Annotated in this window: 20 protein-coding genes; 11 read left to right on the top strand and 9 right to left on the bottom strand. The window is 44.2% G+C overall.

Annotated features, from left to right (window positions below):
- The first annotated feature begins 1 nt into the window (after position 1).
- From ccmD to KUL49_RS00290, 7 genes are all read left to right on the top strand, one after another.
- Positions 2 to 211: a heme exporter protein CcmD gene (ccmD, locus tag KUL49_RS00320; protein ID WP_014975830.1), complete on the top strand. Its 210-nt coding sequence runs from the start codon at positions 2 to 4 to the stop codon at positions 209 to 211.
- Positions 212 to 286: 75 nt separating this feature from the next.
- Positions 287 to 781 carry a cytochrome c maturation protein CcmE gene (ccmE, locus tag KUL49_RS00315; protein ID WP_039223316.1) on the top strand — a complete coding sequence of 165 codons (495 nt, stop codon included), beginning with the start codon at positions 287 to 289 and terminating at the stop codon, positions 779 to 781.
- 3 nt (positions 782 to 784) lie between these two features.
- Positions 785 to 2842, top strand: coding sequence for a heme lyase CcmF/NrfE family subunit (locus tag KUL49_RS00310; RefSeq protein WP_131135927.1), 2058 nt, complete (start codon positions 785 to 787; stop codon positions 2840 to 2842).
- On the top strand, positions 2842 to 3543 hold the full coding sequence (locus tag KUL49_RS00305) for a redoxin family protein (protein ID WP_131135926.1): 702 nt from the start codon (positions 2842 to 2844) through the stop codon (positions 3541 to 3543). Before KUL49_RS00310 ends, KUL49_RS00305 begins: the two co-directional genes overlap by 1 nt.
- Positions 3540 to 4037: a cytochrome c-type biogenesis protein gene (locus KUL49_RS00300; RefSeq protein WP_131135925.1), complete on the top strand. Its 498-nt coding sequence runs from the start codon at positions 3540 to 3542 to the stop codon at positions 4035 to 4037. Before KUL49_RS00305 ends, KUL49_RS00300 begins: the two co-directional genes overlap by 4 nt.
- Positions 4034 to 5365, top strand: coding sequence for a c-type cytochrome biogenesis protein CcmI (gene ccmI, locus KUL49_RS00295; RefSeq protein ID WP_131135924.1), 1332 nt, complete (start codon positions 4034 to 4036; stop codon positions 5363 to 5365). The genes KUL49_RS00300 and ccmI overlap by 4 nt, the downstream gene beginning before the upstream one ends.
- Before the next feature lie 2 nt (positions 5366 to 5367).
- Entirely contained in the window at positions 5368 to 6312 is a 945-nt protein-coding gene (locus KUL49_RS00290) for a VacJ family lipoprotein (protein WP_131135923.1), read from the top strand.
- Between the two features lie 185 nt (positions 6313 to 6497).
- Here the strand turns inward: KUL49_RS00290 and galE are convergent, their stop codons facing one another.
- The 8 genes from galE to KUL49_RS00250 form a co-directional block, all read right to left on the bottom strand.
- A complete protein-coding gene (galE, locus tag KUL49_RS00285) occupies positions 6498 to 7520 on the bottom strand; it encodes a UDP-glucose 4-epimerase GalE (RefSeq protein WP_131135922.1) in 1023 nt (340 codons plus the stop codon).
- The gene (locus KUL49_RS00280; protein ID WP_131135921.1) at positions 7517 to 7819 is read right to left on the bottom strand and encodes a DUF6170 family protein; all 303 of its coding nucleotides are present in this window, start codon (positions 7817 to 7819) and stop codon (positions 7517 to 7519) included. The genes galE and KUL49_RS00280 overlap by 4 nt, the downstream gene beginning before the upstream one ends.
- Positions 7820 to 7919: 100 nt before the next feature.
- Positions 7920 to 9440 carry a peptide MFS transporter gene (locus KUL49_RS00275; RefSeq protein WP_131135920.1) on the bottom strand — a complete coding sequence of 507 codons (1521 nt, stop codon included), beginning with the start codon at positions 9438 to 9440 and terminating at the stop codon, positions 7920 to 7922.
- Between the two features lie 216 nt (positions 9441 to 9656).
- Positions 9657 to 10775, bottom strand: coding sequence for a capsule biosynthesis protein (locus KUL49_RS00270; RefSeq protein ID WP_131135919.1), 1119 nt, complete (start codon positions 10773 to 10775; stop codon positions 9657 to 9659).
- A gap of 12 nt (positions 10776 to 10787) precedes the next feature.
- Positions 10788 to 11462 carry an ABC transporter ATP-binding protein gene (locus tag KUL49_RS00265; protein ID WP_131135918.1) on the bottom strand — a complete coding sequence of 225 codons (675 nt, stop codon included), beginning with the start codon at positions 11460 to 11462 and terminating at the stop codon, positions 10788 to 10790.
- A complete protein-coding gene (locus tag KUL49_RS00260) occupies positions 11459 to 12238 on the bottom strand; it encodes an ABC transporter permease (RefSeq protein ID WP_131135917.1) in 780 nt (259 codons plus the stop codon). The genes KUL49_RS00265 and KUL49_RS00260 overlap by 4 nt, the downstream gene beginning before the upstream one ends.
- 2 nt (positions 12239 to 12240) lie before the next feature.
- Positions 12241 to 14073, bottom strand: coding sequence for a polysaccharide biosynthesis/export family protein (locus KUL49_RS00255; protein ID WP_131135916.1), 1833 nt, complete (start codon positions 14071 to 14073; stop codon positions 12241 to 12243).
- A gap of 4 nt (positions 14074 to 14077) precedes the next feature.
- Positions 14078 to 14476 carry a hypothetical protein gene (locus tag KUL49_RS00250; protein ID WP_014948528.1) on the bottom strand — a complete coding sequence of 133 codons (399 nt, stop codon included), beginning with the start codon at positions 14474 to 14476 and terminating at the stop codon, positions 14078 to 14080.
- Between the two features lie 562 nt (positions 14477 to 15038).
- Here KUL49_RS00250 and wecA point away from each other — a divergent pair.
- The 4 genes from wecA to galU all read left to right on the top strand — a co-directional run bounded on the left by wecA (position 15039) and on the right by galU (position 19149).
- A complete protein-coding gene (gene wecA / locus KUL49_RS00245; protein WP_014948529.1) occupies positions 15039 to 16100 on the top strand; it encodes a UDP-N-acetylglucosamine--undecaprenyl-phosphate N-acetylglucosaminephosphotransferase in 1062 nt (353 codons plus the stop codon).
- A 113-nt stretch (positions 16101 to 16213) separates the two neighbouring features.
- Positions 16214 to 17101 (top strand): glycosyltransferase, encoded by an 888-nt coding sequence (locus KUL49_RS00240; protein ID WP_061486941.1) that lies wholly within the window; start codon positions 16214 to 16216, stop codon positions 17099 to 17101.
- Positions 17098 to 17994, top strand: a complete 897-nt coding sequence (locus tag KUL49_RS00235; protein ID WP_131135915.1) for a glycosyltransferase family 2 protein — start codon at positions 17098 to 17100, stop codon at positions 17992 to 17994. The genes KUL49_RS00240 and KUL49_RS00235 overlap by 4 nt, the downstream gene beginning before the upstream one ends.
- Positions 17995 to 18255: 261 nt before the next feature.
- Positions 18256 to 19149: a UTP--glucose-1-phosphate uridylyltransferase GalU gene (galU, locus tag KUL49_RS00230; RefSeq protein ID WP_131135914.1), complete on the top strand. Its 894-nt coding sequence runs from the start codon at positions 18256 to 18258 to the stop codon at positions 19147 to 19149.
- Between the two features lie 145 nt (positions 19150 to 19294).
- On the opposite strand, the gene KUL49_RS00225 is transcribed toward galU, so the two are convergent.
- Entirely contained in the window at positions 19295 to 19609 is a 315-nt protein-coding gene (locus KUL49_RS00225; protein ID WP_014978538.1) for a helix-hairpin-helix domain-containing protein, read from the bottom strand.
- Positions 19610 to 19862: the final 253 nt, after the last annotated feature.

Here is a 19862-nt window from a genome sequence, read left to right as displayed (position 1 = left end):
GATGCAGTTTGAATCCTTTGCCGATTTTTTAAATATGGGAGGCTATGCATTTTATGTATGGCTTTCGTTTGGCGTTACCTTCTTAGCAATGGGCATTATCGCTATTCAGAGTTTTAGTAAACATCGCGACCTTTTGAAGCAGGTAGTGGTGGAAAAAGAACGCAAAGCGCGTATTAAAAAAGCGCGACAGCAACAGCAAGACAACACCTAAGTGTTAATGTGAAAAGTGAACTTAGCATTCATTTGCGTTTTTATCGTTTATTAGTTTTTTCGAAGTGAGAGTTGCATGAACCCGAGACGAAAGCAGCGACTAGCCGTAGTGGGAATTATCGGTTTTTTAATAGTAAGTGCAATTGGACTGATGCTTTACGCGCTTAACGACAGTATTGATCTTTTTTATACGCCAAGCGAAATTATTGAAGGTAAAAACGGACAGAAACCGCAGGTTGGCCAGCGTCTTCGTATAGGCGGTATGGTGGTACCTGGTAGTGTGAAAAGGGATCAAGAAAGCTTAGCGGTGAGCTTTGACCTTATCGATACCGGCCCAACGGTGACTGTGACTTACACCGGCATCCTTCCTGATTTATTCCGCGAAGGTCAGGGCATTGTAGCGACGGGTGTACTCACTGGCGCGAGCAACATTAAAGCGCAGGAAGTGCTGGCTAAGCACGATGAAGAATACATGCCGCCTGAGCTAGCTGAAAAAATGAAGGGCATTAAGCACGTTAAACCTGAAAATATGCCATCCTACGAGTCGACTACCGGCAGCGGAGGCAAGTAAATAATGGTGCCCGAAATTGGAAATATTGCGCTGACGCTTGCGCTAGTGCTCTCTATATTATTGGCTGTTTATCCGCTTTGGGGGGCTCACCGTCAGCACGAAGCGTTAATGGCAACGGCCAAGCCGTTGGCGATTGGCTTATTTACCTTCACGCTTATTGCCTATGTATGCTTAACCTATGCCTTCGTTACCGACGACTTTAGTGTGGCCTATGTTGCACAGCACTCAAATAGTCGACTTCCCATTTATTATAAAATTACCGCTGTGTGGGGCGGCCACGAAGGCTCATTTCTGCTGTGGGTGTTGATGCTTTCCATATGGACAGTAGCAGTGGCGATATTCAGCAAGGGTATTCCTCTTGCTATGGTCGCACGGGTGCTGTCGGTATTGGGAATGGTGGGCATCGGTTTTTACTTATTCATGCTGCTTACCTCAAACCCGTTTAACAGCATGCTGCCATTTTTCCCGGTCGATGGGCGAGATCTTAATCCGCTGCTGCAAGATTTTGGCATGATCATTCACCCGCCTATGCTTTACATGGGTTATGTTGGCTTTTCTGTCGCGTTTGCTTTTGCAATTTCAGCACTAATTTCAGGGCAGCTAGACTCAACCTGGGCACGCTGGTCAAGGCCTTGGGTCATTTCTGCCTGGGCGTTTCTCACCGTGGGCATTGCGCTAGGTAGCTGGTGGGCGTATTACGAACTTGGCTGGGGTGGCTGGTGGTTCTGGGATCCAGTAGAAAACGCCTCTTTCATGCCTTGGTTGGTCGGTACTGCGCTAATGCACTCGCTAGCCGTAACCGAAAAGCGAAAGGCGTTTAAGTCGTGGACCGTACTGCTTGCTATTGCCGCATTTAGTTTGAGTTTACTTGGCACCTTCTTAGTACGTTCTGGAGTGATTGTTTCGGTACACTCGTTTGCAAGCGATCCTACCCGAGGCTTATTTATACTGGGAATCTTGATTGTACTTAGTGGCTTTGGCTTGCTGCTTTACGCTATGCGAGCAGCTTCACTTAAAAGCCCAGGCCGCTATCAAGCGTTTTCCCGTGAAGTGTTGTTAATGGGTAATAACGTCTTTTTGTGTGCAGCAACACTGGTTGTATTATTGGGTACTCTACTGCCACTTGTACACAAAGAGTTAGGTCTAGGCAGTATTTCGGTAGGTGCTCCGTTCTTCAATCAAATGTTCACCTTATTGATTGTGCCATTCGTACTAATGCTAGGTCTTGGCCCGCTTACGCGGTGGAAACAGCAAAAAGCCAGTGAATTACAAAAACAGCTAATAATCGCTGGCGGTATTGCGCTAAGTGCAGGCGTGTTAGTGAACTTTGCCTATGATGAACCAACCTATATGGGCGTTTTAGGTATGGTGTTAGTGTTTTGGATCCTAGTCACTACGGTGCAAGAGGTGATGCAGCGCTTATCGGCTATGCCATCAGGTAACAGTGATAATGTATCGGTGCTAGTTAAACTTCGCAAGCTTACGCCAAGTCACTGGGGAATGGTGCTGGGCCATGTGGGTTTTGCTATCTGCATTATCGGTATTACCCTTGTTTCAAACTACGAAATGGAGCGGGATGTTCGCATGGACATCGGCGATACCGTTTCTCTTGGCGGTTATGACTTTAGCTTTAGAGATGTCGTCAAAGTTCAAGGTCCGAACTTTGAGGCGGACAAAGGCGTATTCGACGTTTATCAAGACGGTGAATTGATCGCGCATCTAGAGCCAGAAAAGCGTTTGTATATCGTACAGCGTATGCCGATGACTGAAGCCGCTATTCACTCAAATCCTATAAGAGATTTATTTATCGCTATGGGCGAGCCTTTAGACAATGGCGCATGGGCCATCCGTATTTATATTAAGCCATTTGTGATCTGGCTATGGGCGGGCGCAGTGGTTATGGCTATAGGCGGTATCTTCTCTATTAGCGACAAACGTTACCGTATGGCTAAAGTTAAAAAGATCAAACGTGTATTTGGTGGTAAAAGTGAGAACGACGCTGAGCAATCTCATGGTCAAGTATCCACTCCATCAAATGCGTCAGTGAAAGGAGGCGCATAATGAAAAAAGCACCACTTGTTGCTATTCCGTTAGTGTTGTTTTCTTTGCTGGTCATCTTTCTGTTTAAAGGGCTTTTTTCTGACCCCAGAGAGTTAGATTCTCAGGTTCAGGATAAGACTTTACCTGCATTCTCTCTGCCAGACCTGATGAAGCCAGACATTACCTATACACCTGAAGATTTAAAAGGCAAGGTAACCATATTAAATGTATGGGGTGTATGGTGCGTGACCTGCGCTGTTGAGATGCCGTACCTAACTCAGCTAAAGAACGAACAAAACGTTCACATTGTGGGTTTGTATTTTGATCAGGACTTAGACCCAGACTTTGGCACAAAAACACTGAGCCGTGTTCAGCAAGAAGTTACCGACATGCTCAGCCGTTACGGTAACCCTTACGCGTATAATATTTTTGATGTCTATCGCGATACGTCGCTCGACCTTGGAGTAACAGGGGCGCCTGAGCACTTTGTTATCGACGCTGAAGGCATTATTCGTATGCACCACATAGGCGATATTAACGAGCGTGTTTGGAACTCCAAAGTTGGCCCGCTATATAACAAGTTGGTGGCAGAAGCATCTGGCAAAACAGGCAATGGCAAAAAGGTAGATGTAGATGCAGTGATGGCCTCAGAGCCTACATTGTCGAACACGCTTAATGAAAAGAATAATCAGAGCTCCGCAAGTGCACAGGGAGGGAAATGATTATGTTATTAACTACCTCTATCCACAGATTCGCAAACGCTAGAGCCATTGCGCTCAACGTTTTCGCACTGCTGTTTGTGCTTAGCGCTTTTTCAGTAAGTGCGGCTGAAGATAAGTTTTCTTTCGACACGCCGGCTCAGCGTGAAAGCTTTTTAAAGCTTACCGCAGAATTACGATGTCCTATGTGTCAAAACCAGAATATTGCTGATAGCGACGCCATGATTGCCCATGACATGCGCCGAAAAGTGTACGCGTTACTAAAGCAAGGCAAAACAGAGCAAGAAGTGATTGATTTTATGAAGTCACGCTATGGCGATTTTGTGCATTATCAACCGCCAGTTACAGCTGCGACCTTGTGGCTTTGGGCTGGCCCTGTTTTGTTTATTTTTATTGCCCTAATTGTGGTGATTCGCCGCAAATCGGTAGCACCACCAGAAGATATGGCAGCTAAGTTAGCTAAAGCAGATGAAATGTTGGAGCGAGAGAAAGAATGAGTTGGTCTGAGTTTTATATCATTGTTTCAGGCTTAATTACGCTTGTTTTACTAATTGTCGCTTTCCCATGGCTGCGTAATAAAAATCACGCAAAACAAGACAGTTTAAGCAATACGCAAATTGTTAAGCAGCGCCTTGCCGAACTTGATCGTGAAGTGCAAGAAGGGCTCATTAGTGAGCATGACAAACGACAAGCCGTTGACGAACTAAAACTAGCGCTGGTAGATGAAAGCGCATTTCAATCTCATAAAACGGGTAATGCAAAACTTCCGCTCGCGATTGGCGCCGTGCTTGCGATAGCCTGCGGAGTGATTGTATATGCGCAGGTAAACCAAATGGGTCGTGTTACCCAGGCAAGCCAAGCCATTGAAGCGTTGCCCGAATTGAGTCAACAGCTTGCCAGCGGTAATGCGAACAACCTGACCCAACAAGACATTGCTAGCCTTGCTCTTGCTATACGCCAGCGTTTGAGAGAAGAGCCCGAAGACGACACAGGATGGATGTATTTTGGCAGATTGATGCTGAGTATTGGTCGAGAAGTACAGGCCATTGAAGCTATTGATAAAGCGGTGAGTTTGGCGCCATCTAACTCTGCTAATCGCATTACGCTTGCCCAAGCTTTGATGACCACAGGGGATGTAAACAACTTAGAACGTGCGCAATCTATCTTATTAGGCTTGCTTAACGACAATCCAGCGAATGATAATCTTGCGCTGATGATGGCGGTGGTCTCTGCTCAACTTGGCGACCTTGAAAATACTCAGCGTTTTTATAAGCAAGTTGAAGGTAAGTTACCAGCAGATAGCGACATGGCGCAGCGTTTAGTTGCGCGTATAAAAGAGCTACAAGGGAATACCAGTGAAATGGCAACGCTACAAAATACAGCCGCTGAAATTACTGATACATCAACAGCGCAAAATGCCAGTAGTGAAGCGAAAAATACTAGTAGCGAAGCTCAAAGTGATAGAAGCGAAGCACAAACTGGCTTTAATATTACGGTGAATTTATCTGACGACGCTAGCACAGAAGCGCCTAAAGACGGTTTCTTGGTAGTGTTCGCTCAAGATGCGAACTCTGACAACAAAATGCCTGCTGCTGTGGTTAAACTGCCGATAGAAGACTTCCCTGTTTCCGTTACTCTAACCACAGAGAACGCAATGATGCCACAATTCACGTTGGCCACGCTTTCTGATGTGATGGTTACCGCAAGACTATCTAAAGATGGTAATGTGGCAGTTTCAAAAGGCGAATGGCAAGGTAGTGTGAGTGCAAGCGTTACTGCCAACGAAATATCTTCACTAAGCGTTATTATTGATAAGGAATTATAAGTATGGAACTGTCTAAATCACTCGCAACCGGGTTGATTATTGCCGCAAGTCTTTTAGGTGGCTGTGCGAGTAACCATACGCAAGATCAGGCTCAAGCGTATTCTCAAGACGCTGGGTCGAACCAGGCTGTAGTGGATACTTCAGACCCCCGTGACCCGTTCGAGCCAGTTAACCGTGAAATCTGGGATTTTAACTGGGATGTGTTGGATGCCTACATCTTACGCCCAATAACGGTTACCTACGTGACGGTAATGCCTCAGCCTGCGCGAACTGGTTTGGTGAACATCACGGACAACCTACAAGAACCTGCGAACTTTTTGAATAATATGTTTCAAGGCAAGGTTGATGATGGCTTAGATAGCCTGGCTCGTTTTTTAATTAACACCACAGTAGGATTAGTTGGCACTTTTGATGTCGCGTCAAAAATTGGTATTGAGCGCAAGCGTGAGCAGTTTGGCGAGACACTGGCCGTGTGGGGTTTAGATACAGGTCCTTTCTTAATGTTGCCCTTTTTAGGCCCAAGCGATCCGCGAAGCTTCACCGGTGATTATGTTGACGGTTTTGCGTTTCCAATGTCGTTACTCGAAGGGTCTGTAAACTTAGCGCGTATTGGTATTTCGGTACTTGAAACAAGAGCCCAATTACTTGACCAAGAAGCGCAGCTTGAGCAGTCTGTTGATGACTATGCGTTCGTTAAAAATGCTTATTTTGAGAATCTAGAATTTCGCGTTACTGACGGTAAAAGCGGCGATAAAGCCATTGATGATGAGCAGCTAGATGACTTTGCTGATTTTGAAGCGATGTTGGAAGGCAATGACTTTGATAGCTATGAAGAAACGTCGGAAGAAGGTGTTGATGAGTCGACAGGTTCAGAAGATTCGTCAGTTGATGACAGTGAGAAAGCAAAGCTAAAAGAAAAAGACGCCAAGTCGAAAGACGGCAAATAGAGCAAGAGTAATAATTAAAACGATGTTGGATAAAGTTCGGAGCAGGGTTTAGTTATTGTTATCTAACCTCAACTTCAACGTCACTCTAGCTATATATGCGCCGCATAAAAAACGCCATGCTCAACAGCATGGCTTTTTAGTTCTGGAAAGTTGAACAGACCTATCGGCAGCGTTCAAATGCAAAACTAGTCCTTTGGATAGCCCATTGGGTTTTGCGACTGCCAGTTCCATGTGTCGGCACACATGTCTTCCAAGCCTTTTTCTGCATGCCAGTTAAGCTCTGAAGCCGCTTTTGTTGGGTCGGCATAACAGGCTGCCACATCGCCGCTTCTACGCGGTGCAATCTTATAAGATACGGTTTTACCCGAGCCTTTTTCGAAAGCTTTGATCATTTCGATGACTGAATAGCCCTGACCTGTACCCAGATTGTATTTGTCTAAGCCCATGTTAAGGTTTAAACGATCAAGTGCTTTCAAGTGACCATTGGCAAGGTCAACAACATGGATATAGTCGCGAACGCCTGTGCCATCAACGGTATCGTAGTCGTCACCGAACACGCTTAGCTGCTCTAGCTTACCGGTAGCAACCTGAGAGATATAAGGCATTAAGTTGTTCGGAATACCGTTCGGATCTTCACCGATCTGGCCAGATTCGTGTGCGCCAACGGGATTGAAGTAGCGAAGCAATACAATGTTCCACTCGTTGTCCGATACGTAAAGATCGCTAAGCATATGCTCAACCATAAGCTTCGACATACCGTAAGGATTGGTCGGTTGCCCTGTGGCCATATCTTCGCGTAGTGGTAGTGATGCAGGATCGCCGTAAACCGTTGCAGATGAGCTAAACACAATATTCTTTACATTGTGCTTCTGCATAGCTTTACATAGCGTTAGCGTGCCGTACACGTTGTTTTCATAGTATGAAAGTGGCTTTTGCACAGACTCGCCGACGGCTTTTAAACCGGCAAAGTGAATAACGGCATAAATGTTATGCTCGCTGAATATGTCGTCTAACACGGCGGTATCGCGAATGTCACCTTGAACAAAAGTAACCGACTTGCCTGTTAATGCTTCTACGCGACGAAGTGATTCAGCACTTGCGTTTGCAAGGTTATCCAATACTACAACACCGTAGTTTTGTTCAAGTAACTGTAAAACTGTGTGACTACCTATATAGCCCGCACCACCAGTGACTAAGATGGTCTTCATGCATTCTCCTTGCTAGACGGTTGCGCAATGTATTTAGCGCAGATGGAATATTGAATAGGTTTTACAACCAATGGATAAATTAAAAATACCACAAAAGCCCACAGTAATGAGGTCCAATTTGACGCGGTTTGAAGAATAAATGCGAATACGGGGACAATGACGAGTAACTTTAGCACATTCAGTAAAGTCTTCTCAGGGACAGATAGCCCCTTTGCGGCCTGATCAAGCAACTTAACGCGCTCTGTCAGTGGAAGACCTTTTAAGGCAGGAATGTCTCTGGTAGAAAAATAAAACTTCATAGGTTTATGCAAATGCCCTTAATAAAAAACCGCCGGAACGTTACGTTGCGGCGGTTATTGTAGGGTAATTGGTCAGCACTTAAAACATGCTAACAATAAATTACGCTTTTTGTTCAATACCTGCTTTTTCCCAGAAACGAGATTTAAAGCTCATTAAACCAATCACGATGGCAATGGCGATGCTAAATAGGGCAATCTGAAGATACAGGTCTGGCATTTGCTCTACGTTTTCTGGGTCGAAGTTACCTGAAAGTAAGCCAGCAATGATGTTACCAATAGAGTAAGTCAGTACGAATACCCCCATCATTTGCCCTGCGAAACGCTTAGGCGATAGCTTACTTACTGCACTTAGTGCAACTGGGCTTAGGCACAGCTCACCAACAGTGTGTAAGAAGTAGGTAGTAACCAACCACATAGGCGCAACTTTAAGGCCTTGTGCAGCATATTGAGACGCCATAAACATTACCAAGAAGCCCGACGCCATAATAACGATACCTACGGCACACTTAATCGTGTACGACGGGTCAATCATTCTCTTAGCAAGGTTAATCCAAAGGGCAGCGAAGAAAGGCGACAAGATGATTATAAATAGCGAGTTTGAAAGCTGAAACCATACCGTTGGGATAGCGTCCATCCCAAACCAAGAGGTAAGTAGCGAGCCGCTTTCAAGTACGCGGTCGGTGTAGTTCTGAGCGAATAAGTTGAGTGAAGAGCCAGCTTGTTCGAAACCAGACCAGAAACACGCTGAAGCAACACACACTAAAAACAGCGCCCACATGCGCTTTTTCTCATTGTCGCTTAGCTGGCCTTTGAAATAAATGAACCCGAAGTAAAGGAAGAAGATTGCGGTAAATACGATGGCAACTTGTTGAGCAAGGGCAACTGGCTCAATAACGATAGTGCCCATGTGTGCAAGCACAATTACCACAACAGCAAGTGCAATCACTGCCCATACGCCCATCCATGCGCGCCGTTTAGCCGCACCTTGATATGGGTTTGCAGGAGCAACAGAATCAGCAGATAACGAACGGTTGCTGAAGTAATATTGAATTAGGCCGATTGCCATACCGATAGCAGCTGCACCAAATGCATAGTGCCAGCCCCAGTTTTCCTGTAAATAACCGGTAACTAGGTAGGCGATGAGTGAACCGATGTTAATGCCCATGTAATACAGCGCATAACCACTGTCGCGACGGCCATCGTCGTCGCCATATTGCTGGCCAACCATCGCAGAAATATTAGGTTTTAGTAAGCCAGTACCCGAAGCAACGAGGATAAGGCCCACGAAGAAAAGGTTTTGCAAGTCTATGGCAAGTACCACGTGGCCTGCGAAGATGATAATACCGCCATACCATACGGCGTTTTTACCACCGATTAAGCGGTCCGCTAACCACCCGCCCGGTAAACCTAGGAAATATACCGCACCTGTGTATAGGCCGTAGATTGCGCCAGCGGTTGCAACGGTAAAGCCCAAACCCTGCGTTTGTAAGCTCGCGGTCATGAAAAGAACAAGTAGCGCGCGCATACCGTAGTAACTCATGCGCTCCCACATTTCTGTAAAGAATAGCGTTCTTAGGCCCCCTGGATGGCCGAAAAAGCTAGTATCGTTAGATGGTTTCATAATTATATTTTAATTCCATATTGCTTATGGTTGTTATTGTAGAGCACTTATAGGATAGGCTCTTTGATAGTAGTCCGTAAGGCGGATAGCTTCTTATACTAGAGCTTGCTTAAAGACACAAGATTTGGGCGACAAACTTCATTAAAGCTGTGTCAATCGGCTAAGTCTTGTACGACTTAGCCGATTGAATAATGATTTGCTAAAGAGATGGAAGCACTAAAGCTCGCGGATAGTAGCTACTATAATTCGCACTATCCCATAGATAAGCAACAATGAAACACCAAACAGTACAAGGTTGTAAATTACGGTGGGGTAAGCATTGTCATCTGGAAGGGTAGGCGATTCTACTGTTACCAAATGTTGTAGTTTTTGATATGCCTCTACTCGCGCATTTTCTAAAGTAATCAGCGATGAAGAGTACGCTTGAATGGCCAATTGAAGCTGCACCTGAAGGTTACTGTATTGCGCCATTAATTCACTGACTGACAGGGCTTCGCTTTCTCCTTCAGCGGTACTGATACGCTCTTTTTGCTTTTCTACTTCTTTTTGTAGTGCAGCTATTTCACGCTTAATGTTTATCACTTCTGGTGCGACGTTAGACATCATGGTCGACATTGTGCTTAGCTCAGCTTTTTTCTGGGCAAGGGTTGCCTCTAATGAAAAAGCAATCTGTTGAAACGCTGCACCTTCAGCAGTAGGGTCGAGCACGTTGTATTTGGATTGGAAGCCTAAAATTTCAGTCTTTGCTTGTTGCAGCTTTTGTTCAACAATCTCGTGTTCGCCCTTAGCAAAAGTAAGCTTTGATTTCGCTAAGTTGTTATTGATGTTGTTAATAAACTCTTCCGCTTTATCAACAATAGCCTGGTTGATTATTTGGGCATATTCAGCGTCGAACGCGCGGGTTCGCAAACTAATCACAGAAGATGCTGAGTCAACGCTAACTTCAATATGGTTGAGGTAAAACTGATAAAAATCCTCTTGCTTATGTGAAGACGACAAACCGCTAAACATATCGGCTTTGTCTGACATGTAATGGTCTCTAAGGCCAATAGTTTCATCCAGATACTTAATCATATCGGCAGATTGAATATACGCTTCTACAAGCTGACTTTCCGTGCCGCCTGATGCACCTGATACACCAGCTGCCATTAATAGAGATGAGGGGTCGAAGCTGCTGCCTCCATCGCTTGATTTTACAATAAGCTGGCTTTTACTTTCATATTGTGGCGCAGCCCATAAAACAAGGTATAGGGCGTAAAGCACCCATGGAAGAACAAGCAACAGCATTTTGTGTTTGCTGAGAAGGGCATTGAGCTGTGTAAGAGATTTTTCCACTGTGATTTGAACCTATTTAAGTGATTTCTTATTGTCTGCATCCTGCGTATAAACGTCGATGCCTTCTTCGAGATCGTGATAGTAAGTAAGCTTGCCTTCATCTATGATAACGGCAGACGTACAGAATTCGCGAATTTGGTCGAGTTCGTGACTAACCATAATAACGCCGGCCTGCTCACTTTTTTCCTTAAGCGACAAACGCGCTTTTTTTCTGAAAAGCGGATCGCCTACTGATGTCGCTTCATCAATAAGATAAATATCGAAATTAATATTCATGCAGCACGCAAACACCAGTTTGGCGCGCATACCTGAAGAGTAAGTGCGCACGGGAAGATCAAAGCGTTTACCTAACTCGGCAAACTCTTGCACTTTTTCTTCGTACTCTGGAAGCGATTTGACGTTATTAATTCTTCCCACGAAACGCGTATTTTCACGCCCCGTCATTTGCGGGTGCACACCTGTTTGCAAAGCAACTGGCCAGGACATAGATTTGTTGGTTAAAACACGACCTCTGTCAGGGTATTCGCTTTTGGCTAGCATCCGAAATAGTGTGGACTTACCCGCCCCATTTTTACCTAAGATCGCGACATTATTTTCCGTAGGAAAATCAAAATTCAAATTTTTGAAGATATACTGAGGGCCCATTTTACTGGGGTAACTCTTTGTTAGATTCTCAATTCTTATCATCGTGACAACACCTTTTTCCACGTAATGTGGTACATCGCAAGGCTGAGAAACAAGAACGCAATAGTAATTTCAACGACAAAACTTAATGAAACCCCTTTTGTACCGTAAGACTCGAAGCATGCATAGCGAGCGAGTTCATTGAAATGTACAAGCGGGTTCCACGTCAGATACGGCCAATACTCTTCGGGCAAGTCTTGAAGACTGAAAAATACGCACGAGATAAACATTAAAGGGCGAGTTAGCATTGATTTTATCTTATCCACTTCCGGCACGAATGCGGCAGCGATAGCAAAAATCATCCCTATGGATATTGAAAATACCCACAAAAGAAGAAACAGAGATATCAGCAGCAACGGGTCATTTACCGTAAAGGTCTCGCCCATCAGGTAAAGCGCAAGACATAGTAATGCGACAACCACTACCTTTACTGAAAACTCGAGGAAGCCCGCTGTGAGTATCGCTGAAATAGGTTGAACCTGTCTGAACGCATAGAGCGGCTTATTTCTGCGCACAGAGGTTGATACTGACTGGAGGCATGTAGTCAAAGACTGCAGCCCGACCATTCCGATCATCATAAACAGAAAAAGAGGAATAGAGTGGATATCATCGCCGCTGATCAGTCCACGAAGGTATGACAGCGCGAAGATAAAGGCAAAAGGCTCTAAAAATGCCCAGCCTAAGCCAAATTTATCGTTAAATTTACTTTGAAGCTCGCGCAGGAAAAGCGCGAATATCACGCCTCTCCATGCGTAGAGCTGGTCTTTAAACGTTACCATGTTTAGTTAGTAGCTACGTTGGCTGCAATAGCAATTTGATAAACAATCTGAGTAATGTCTTTAACCGCTTGCAATAGCTTGGTATCGATAGCAGGCAATACGATAATCTGATCACCTGGTTCTAACTTACTATCGTTGCTTGCTAGGAATGAGCTGTTGATGCTGGTAAAGGTAACATTACCATTTTTACGAACAATAAGGATTCGTTCGTCTTCAGCACGTTCAGTGAAACCGCCCGCCCAAGCAACATAATCTTCAGTCGTGGCTTCTGGGTTAAAGACTACTGACTGAGGAAGTAACACTTCACCACCTACGTGCACTAAGTCAGTTACCTCTGGGATGACAATGGTGTCATTCGGTTCTAGCAGAATATTTGCGATATCACCATTTTCAGAAACTACGACTCTGCCTTGAGGCTCAATTTGGCGAGCACGTGCGATAAAGTCAGCGACAAGCTGAGCTTCTTGGGCACGGATGGCTCCTTCACCCGTCGAGCTAATGGGAGCGGTATACATGCTTCGCTCAAGACGCTGAAGACCTTCTTCGATGATTTCTTTTTGCTTTACAGCAACGCTTTCTCTTAACAGATAAATATTCTGGGTATCAGAAAGGGCTGTATCTGCTTCGATGTGATCTAGTACATCGATAAGGCGTGTGCCTTTATCAACCATAATCTGAGATGCGCCAGCAAATGCGCCAGCCACATTAATGCGATAGATTTGGGGCTCGTGGTCAGCAAGGTATTCAACCGTGTCACCTGCACTTAGTTCAAGTGAAGCAAATTCATCCAAACTCAAGTAGCGAGCAAACTGTTTGTTATTTCGAATACCAGATACCGAAGCATGGGAGGAAAACTCACCTGGTCGCGCAAAGTAATTCACCACGCCGCCGTTCAATTCTTCGTTAAGAAACTCAAAGGTGAAGCTATTTCGAGCGCCTGTTTCAACGACAATAGTGTTGCCAATTGGGTGCACTAATATGGTATCGCCATCTTTAAACGACATCTGAGGCAACTTACCATTTCTGAAAAATGCATATAAATCGGCAGTAGCAACGACTTTGCCATTGCGCACTACGTCTATCTGTCTAAAACTTCCGCGCTGAAAATCAATACCACCGGCGCGTTTTAGGTAATACAGCACGCTATCTGAGGCGAGGCCTGCATATTGACCTGGTCGTAGCACAGGGCCAGAAACAAAAATTGACACGGGCGTTGATGTAAGAAGGTTAACGTAAACATTTACATCGTTTGTATAAACCTGTCTGATTTTTGCAGTAACGGTTTGATTTACACTGCCAGCAGGTGTATTTGCAACATGGATAGGACCAATGTTAGGAATAAAAATATTGCCTTGATTATCAACGGTTACTACGTCAGAAAAGTTAACCGCCCCCCACAGCCATATTGAAATTTTATCGCCTGGCGCAACGAGATAGTTATCATTTAGACCTGTGCTGCGTTCCGACTCAAATCCACCAATAAATAAGTTGGCTGCAAAAGGTGGGTTTTCCATAGGCGCTTGCGCAGGAAAAACAGTATCAATAGTTGGCTCGCCAGGTAAGTTTACGCCATTACGAGGCTGGGTTGAAAACTGTCCCATGGTATTCGCAGAACTGCTAGCGCCTGGAAGCGTTCGCTGGGTTGAAATACTCAATGGCGATACGGACTGATTAGCAATGCCGCTACTCTGGCTCTGCTGAGCTCTTTCTCTTAATTGCTGCAATTGTTCCACGCTTTGCGCGCTTGCAGTGCCCACATAAGCGAAAAGAAGTGACGCTGCACAAGCCGCTAGCGTCAGGCGCTTTAAAGTTTTTTTGATGCTGGTTGACTGCATTTATCTATTCACCTTGCACTGTTGCCGAAGCTACTAAGGGAGTAATAACTCGCCATTGACCGTTTCGCTGACATGTCGTCATTTTACGCTGAATATCAGAAGACGCTGTTTCACCGTCTTGTAAAGAAAATCGGATACATTTATTGCCTGTGGCGGATATATAGTGCTTCAAGGACTCGTATTGGTGGCCATTGAAGCGTATTGAAAATGATTCCTGCGTATCATGATAAATGTTGGCTTTTGGAATATTTATTGCAAGCTCTTTGTCCGGTGCAAGGGAATAAGCAAGAGAAGAATGCACCAAAGGAATGTCAGCCTTAGTGGCGGTAGGAGTGTTAGAACACCCAGCTACGCCTACCGTAACTACGATAGGTAAAATTAGACGAGATAATTGTTTGAACATTAGCTTTCATATCCATATAGCAATTTCGCGCTAGGATAACATAAGTTTTAAAAAAAGCATGTTCGCTATCGCAGTTGCTGAATTGTCTGAGTCTTCACCAAGACAGCAATATAGAAGACAAGTTCATATCAATAGTGTAACTCGATATGTTTTTGGCATTGCAAAGACTGGAAATAGACGAGTGAGTTAACAGGTTAAAGGAATAAAGAAGTTATTCACTCGTTACAACAGAAGCTGAGATAGTTCGAGAGAGGCGGCGAGAAGACGCACAACAGGTTCTCTTTTTAGCGGTGATTAAGGTTATTCTCGCAACAAATGAGTTTTTGACACGTTTTGATACGTTATTTATGCATGAAGGGTGGTTACTTAGACAAATGTTTTATATTATATCGAAGTTTTCTATCCGCATACTCATAACAAGATGCCCTCATCGCGCTGGAAGAAATGGAAGTTGTAAATAAATGGAAGCAACATTTAGTTTTTTATCAAAATTTGCATGTGTATTGACAGAAACTACTACAAATAGCTGTGTTTTTGTCGGTAACGCGAGGTTGTGTGTTTTATGCTAGCTTATTTGCAGTTTGTCCCGCTTTTTACTGCATTTTTCGTCGCCCTTATCCTTTTGGTGGTCATGACGCCTTTAGCGCATCAATTTGGCTTAGTTGACCAACCATCAGCGCGAAAACGTCACGCCGGAATTGTACCTCTAACAGGTGGTGTGGCTATTTTTATGGCCGTGCTTGTTGCCAGCGTCGCGACAGATGTGTGGATGAAAAACAATCCTCTGTTTTTCACCGCATCAGCATTTGTAGTCTTGCTTGGTATGTTGGATGACCGTTTTGACCTGAGTGCCAAAGGCCGCCTTATGTGCCAATTTGGTGTTGCAGCGATCATGGCATGGAGCGCGCAAAACTATATTACATCTCTGGGCAACATTTTTGGCACCGGAGAGGTATTTCTCGACCTAGGTGGGTATTTCTTTACGATCATTTGTGTGGTCGGTGTCATCAATGCGTTTAACATGATAGACGGTATTGATGGATTAGCCGGCGGTATGAGCCTTGTTATTCTATTAACAGTTGCGGGCTTTTTGATCTTTACTGGTAACGGAGCCTCCATCATGGAGCCGCTTATCATCGTTGCAGCTATTGTTCCGTTTCTTGCTTTTAATTTGAGTTGGAAAGGGTTTAAAGGCAATAAGATATTTATGGGTGATGCGGGCAGTATGTTCGTTGGGCTCACTATCGTATGGTTGCTTGTTGATCACACTCAAGGTGAAGCTGCCGCATTTAGGCCCATTACTGCGGTGTGGTTAGTCGGCCTTCCATTAATGGACATGGCCGCGATCATGTATCGCCGTGCGCGGAAGGGGCAATCAATGCTCAAACCTGACCGTCAGCACCTTCACAATATCTTTATGCGTGCAGGGCTTAGCAGTAGAAAGTCACTTGTTGCTATCCTTTTGCTCGGAGCATGTTATTGCTTAATCGGTATATTAGGAGAAGTCTATCAGGTAGCTGAAGCCGTCATGTTCTGGGGCTTTATTGGGCTACTCGTCGTGTACAGTCTTGTTATCCAACATATTTGGAGTGTGCTGCGCTTTGTGAAGCGATTAACCGCATAGTTGTGTAAAATCGTGGCAGGCTTAGTAAAATCTCTGTAACATGCCAACAAATAAAAGCGCACAGTTAAGGCGCTTTTATTTTCTTTGTTACTTTTTTACGTTGGTAAAATTTCTTGATAAATCAATTCTCTATTCTTCAAAATAACAATAAAAAACAGCATGTCGAATCGATAATTGCTATGGCGGTTTACCAAGCTGACAATGCGAAGTGGCTTCGCGAAGCCATTGAAAGCATGACTGAGCAGTCTTACACAGATTTTCTTTTCGTTATTGTCGCCGACGGACCTGTACCTCAAAAAATAACTCGCGTACTAGAGGATGTAGCAAGTAAAGACGACAGGGTGATAATAGCGTCGAATAGTCACAATGTGGGGCTAGCAAGTAGCATGAATTCAGTTGCTGAGTTCGGTATGCAGTTTAACCCATCGTTTTTCATAAGAATGGATGCGGATGATATTTCTGAAGAAAACCGCCTTCTACGTCAAATCACCTACCTTAAAAAGCACAGCAATATTTCTGTACTAGGATCAGCACTAACAGAAGTTAACGAAAGTGGTGTTAAAGTTGGCGCGCGAGTAATGCCCGCTTCGCACAGGCAGATCGTTCGTATCTTGCCGAGACGATGCTCGCTAAACCATCCAACAGTAGTTATTCGTTACAATGTATTTAATGATGGGCATCGTTACGACAGTGACTTGTTAAACACACAAGACTATTTTTTCTGGATAACCTTAGCGTCTAAAGGGTATATCTTTAGGAACTTAAAAGATCGACTTTTGAAGTTCAGACGAGTTAATAACTTTTATAAACGTCGAGGCTTAAGTAAGTCGCTCAACGAGTTCAGAGCACGTTTATATGCCATACGTAAATTAAAGCAACTTTCACCCTATAACTTTTTTTACGCTTGCGGTGTTTTAGCATTGAGGTTAATGCCTGGAAAAGTGGTTAAACTTGCCTATAAACTTGATAGACATTTACTGGAAAGGTTTGGTAAACATTGAGCGTCGGCGTTGTTGTTATACTATTTAATCCTGATGTTGAGCACGTGCGTAGTCTCATCGATGCGTTTTGTGCCCCTGACTGGAACGTCATCTTAGTTGATAATTCTCCAAGTCCTCAGCAGGCTCTTTTAACAACAGATGTTACTTATCTTCATTACCCCTCAAATATTGGTATCGCCCACGCTCAGAATGTCGGCTTGAAAGTGCTCTTTAATGAAGGAAGCGACTACGCCTTTTTGCTTGATCAAGATAGCTTGTTCTCTCCCGATATTGCTGTTGAGTTAGTGAGGCAATTCCAAGACCTTGAGCAACGTTCCCCAATTGCAGCCATAGGCCCTTCTATCTATTGCCAATTTTCAGAGTGTGTTGATCAGGGTGTTCTGCAAAAAGGAAAGCAGGTTTCCGAAAAGTTAAAAACAGTAAAGCAAATCATTGCCTCAGGCATGTTAATTTCCAAACGTGCTTTTGAACGCGTGGGTGAAAAAGAAAATGAGCTCTTTATCGATGGCGTTGATCACGAATGGTGCTGGCGTGCACGAGCCAAGGGCATGGTTATCTATCAGTCGCTCAGTGCATGTATGCCTCATCGACAAGGCGATGATAGAGTGAAAGTTTGCGGTGTGACATTCAAGCAGGGCGCACCGATAAGGCTCTACTATCAGTTTCGTAACGTACTTATTTTAGCGCGCCGCCATTACGTACCTCTTTATTGGAAACTTCGTCATGTTTGTGCAATACCTCTGAGGTATCTTGTAAACAGATATTGCTTTGAGCAAGGCAAAACACGAGGCGCTTTCATGTGGACAGGACTCAAAGACGGATTAAAACGCAAAACCGGCCCCATAGAGCATGCACTAATTCCAAAAAGTAGTGTGAAAAAAAGCGACACTTGATGTGTAGGAAAGGAAAGACAAACCATAAACGCTTTCACTATTATGGTGCATTAGATATTATTTATCCCTAATTTTGTGCTTTTATCGATGGTTTTGAGCTGTTTTGCCCATTTTCAATACACAGACGCTCTAAAAAGGTAATTGGAACATCGATTGCATTAGTCTTGTGAACAACAGTGAATATATCTCAGCTTAAGGAATAACAAACGGCTGAAAGTCGACTTAGGCGTGTATTTAGGATTTTAAAAAAGGACATTAACTATGAGTCAGGTTAAAAAAGCGGTAATCCCTGTAGCGGGCCTTGGGACGAGAATGCTCCCAGCAACGAAAGCTATTCCAAAAGAGATGTTGCCAGTGGTTGATAAGCCATTAATCCAATACGTGGTAAGCGAATGTGTTGCTGCAGGACTAAAAGAAATTATCCTAGTAACGCACGCGAGTAAAAACAGCATTGAAAACCACTTTGATACCTCTTTTGAGCTAGAAGCCACGCTAGAAAAGCGTGTAAAACGCCAACTGTTAGAAGAAGTTCAGTCAATCTGTCCAAAAGATGTAACTATCATGCATATTCGTCAAGGCGTTGCGAATGGACTTGGTCACGCAGTACTTTGTGCTCGACCTCTGATTGGCGATGCGCCATTTGCGGTAGTGTTACCTGACGTTATTATTGATGATGCAGCAAGTAATCCTAAAAAGGATAACCTTGCAGACATGGTTGCCAAATTTAACACCAGCCGAGTAAGCCAAGTCATGGTGGAGCAGGTTCCAGACGAAGATATCTCTAAATTTGGTATCGCAGACCTAGACGGCGCGGCAATTGCGCCAGGTGAGTCAGCGAAGATTCACAAAATGGTAGAGAAGCCGCCTCGCGACGAAGCACCTTCTGACCTCGCTGTTGTAGGCCGATACGTTCTGTCAGAAAAAGTCTGGGATTTGTTAGAGTTCACTCCTCCAGGCGCAGGTGGTGAAGTTCAGCTTACTGATGCTATTGATGCATTGATGAAACTTGAACAAGTTGATGCCTACTACATGAAAGGTAAGAGTCACGATTGCGGTAGTAAGTTGGGGTACATGAAAGCAAACGTTGAATATGCGTTACGTCATCCATCGTTAGGCGACGAATTTAAAGAATACTTAGCTTCTGTTGTTAAATAGTCTTACTAGGGCTTGTTGACCTTTAGTGTAGATGAAAGAACAGCAGGCCTAAGGCAATTAAATAGCTTTAAACGATTAAAAATGCGCCCTTGCGGCGCATTTTGTGTGTGTGGAGCCAGCGTACCGCCTATTCGCTTTAGTCCTTCTATCTTACCTGTACATAGCCTTCAATTTTATTAAGCATCTTTTCACCGATACCTTTCACTTGAGTTAATTGTGCGACCTCAAGAAACGGGCCTACTTCTTCACGATATTTAATAATAGCTTTCGCTTTAGATTGTCCAACGCCGGGTAGGGTAATTAATTGCTCTACGGTCGCCGAGTTTAAATCGATACGTTGTTGTTGGCTTGTACCTTCATTAGCTTGCGCATTTTCGCTATCCGCTGGTTGAGCGTGAACCGCTGGCGTTTGAATGGCTAGTGCAGATAGTACGAGTAAACCTGAGATTAATTTTTTCATCATCTTTCCTTGTATGTTGCTAAGCGCGCCATAAAGCGTTATCGGCGCAATATTTAAGTAAATGGGTTTAAGTCATGTACCAAAGCGCGCTGACTTTTGTAACCTAGATGCAAGCGGAGCAGGCCTCTTTAAAAACTTCCTGTCTTCTGTTGTGACCAAGTTACAAAGCTCAGCACACTTCAACGTGTACAAAGGAAATAATAAAGGTGAACGAGAAAAGCGGTAGTCCAGTTTTAGTACAGTTTAAAGCAGG

Origin of the sequence: Alteromonas sp. KUL17 (assembly GCF_006538305.1) — a bacterium.
In the GTDB taxonomy this organism is placed as follows: domain Bacteria; phylum Pseudomonadota; class Gammaproteobacteria; order Enterobacterales; family Alteromonadaceae; genus Alteromonas; species Alteromonas macleodii.
This window is presented reverse-complemented; position numbering and strand designations above follow the sequence as displayed.

Excerpts from the sequence above, each read along its gene's own strand:
- KUL49_RS00310 (WP_131135927.1), top strand. The coding sequence starts at position 785 with ATGGTGCCCGAAATTGGAAATATTGCGCTGACGCTTGCGCTAGTGCTC.
- KUL49_RS00260 (WP_131135917.1), bottom strand. The coding sequence starts at position 12,238 with ATGGTAACGTTTAAAGACCAGCTCTACGCATGGAGAGGCGTGATATTC.
- ccmI (WP_131135924.1), top strand. The coding sequence starts at position 4,034 with ATGAGTTGGTCTGAGTTTTATATCATTGTTTCAGGCTTAATTACGCTT.
- galE (WP_131135922.1), bottom strand. The coding sequence starts at position 7,520 with ATGAAGACCATCTTAGTCACTGGTGGTGCGGGCTATATAGGTAGTCAC.
- KUL49_RS00275 (WP_131135920.1), bottom strand. The coding sequence starts at position 9,440 with ATGAAACCATCTAACGATACTAGCTTTTTCGGCCATCCAGGGGGCCTA.
- KUL49_RS00250 (WP_014948528.1), bottom strand. The coding sequence starts at position 14,476 with ATGTTCAAACAATTATCTCGTCTAATTTTACCTATCGTAGTTACGGTA.
- ccmD (WP_014975830.1), top strand. The coding sequence starts at position 2 with ATGCAGTTTGAATCCTTTGCCGATTTTTTAAATATGGGAGGCTATGCA.
- KUL49_RS00305 (WP_131135926.1), top strand. The coding sequence starts at position 2,842 with ATGAAAAAAGCACCACTTGTTGCTATTCCGTTAGTGTTGTTTTCTTTG.
- KUL49_RS00300 (WP_131135925.1), top strand. The coding sequence starts at position 3,540 with ATGATTATGTTATTAACTACCTCTATCCACAGATTCGCAAACGCTAGA.
- KUL49_RS00290 (WP_131135923.1), top strand. The coding sequence starts at position 5,368 with ATGGAACTGTCTAAATCACTCGCAACCGGGTTGATTATTGCCGCAAGT.
- KUL49_RS00265 (WP_131135918.1), bottom strand. The coding sequence starts at position 11,462 with ATGATAAGAATTGAGAATCTAACAAAGAGTTACCCCAGTAAAATGGGC.
- KUL49_RS00255 (WP_131135916.1), bottom strand. The coding sequence starts at position 14,073 with ATGCAGTCAACCAGCATCAAAAAAACTTTAAAGCGCCTGACGCTAGCG.
- KUL49_RS00225 (WP_014978538.1), bottom strand. The coding sequence starts at position 19,609 with ATGAAAAAATTAATCTCAGGTTTACTCGTACTATCTGCACTAGCCATT.
- wecA (WP_014948529.1), top strand. The coding sequence starts at position 15,039 with ATGCTAGCTTATTTGCAGTTTGTCCCGCTTTTTACTGCATTTTTCGTC.
- ccmE (WP_039223316.1), top strand. The coding sequence starts at position 287 with ATGAACCCGAGACGAAAGCAGCGACTAGCCGTAGTGGGAATTATCGGT.
- galU (WP_131135914.1), top strand. The coding sequence starts at position 18,256 with ATGAGTCAGGTTAAAAAAGCGGTAATCCCTGTAGCGGGCCTTGGGACG.
- KUL49_RS00280 (WP_131135921.1), bottom strand. The coding sequence starts at position 7,819 with ATGAAGTTTTATTTTTCTACCAGAGACATTCCTGCCTTAAAAGGTCTT.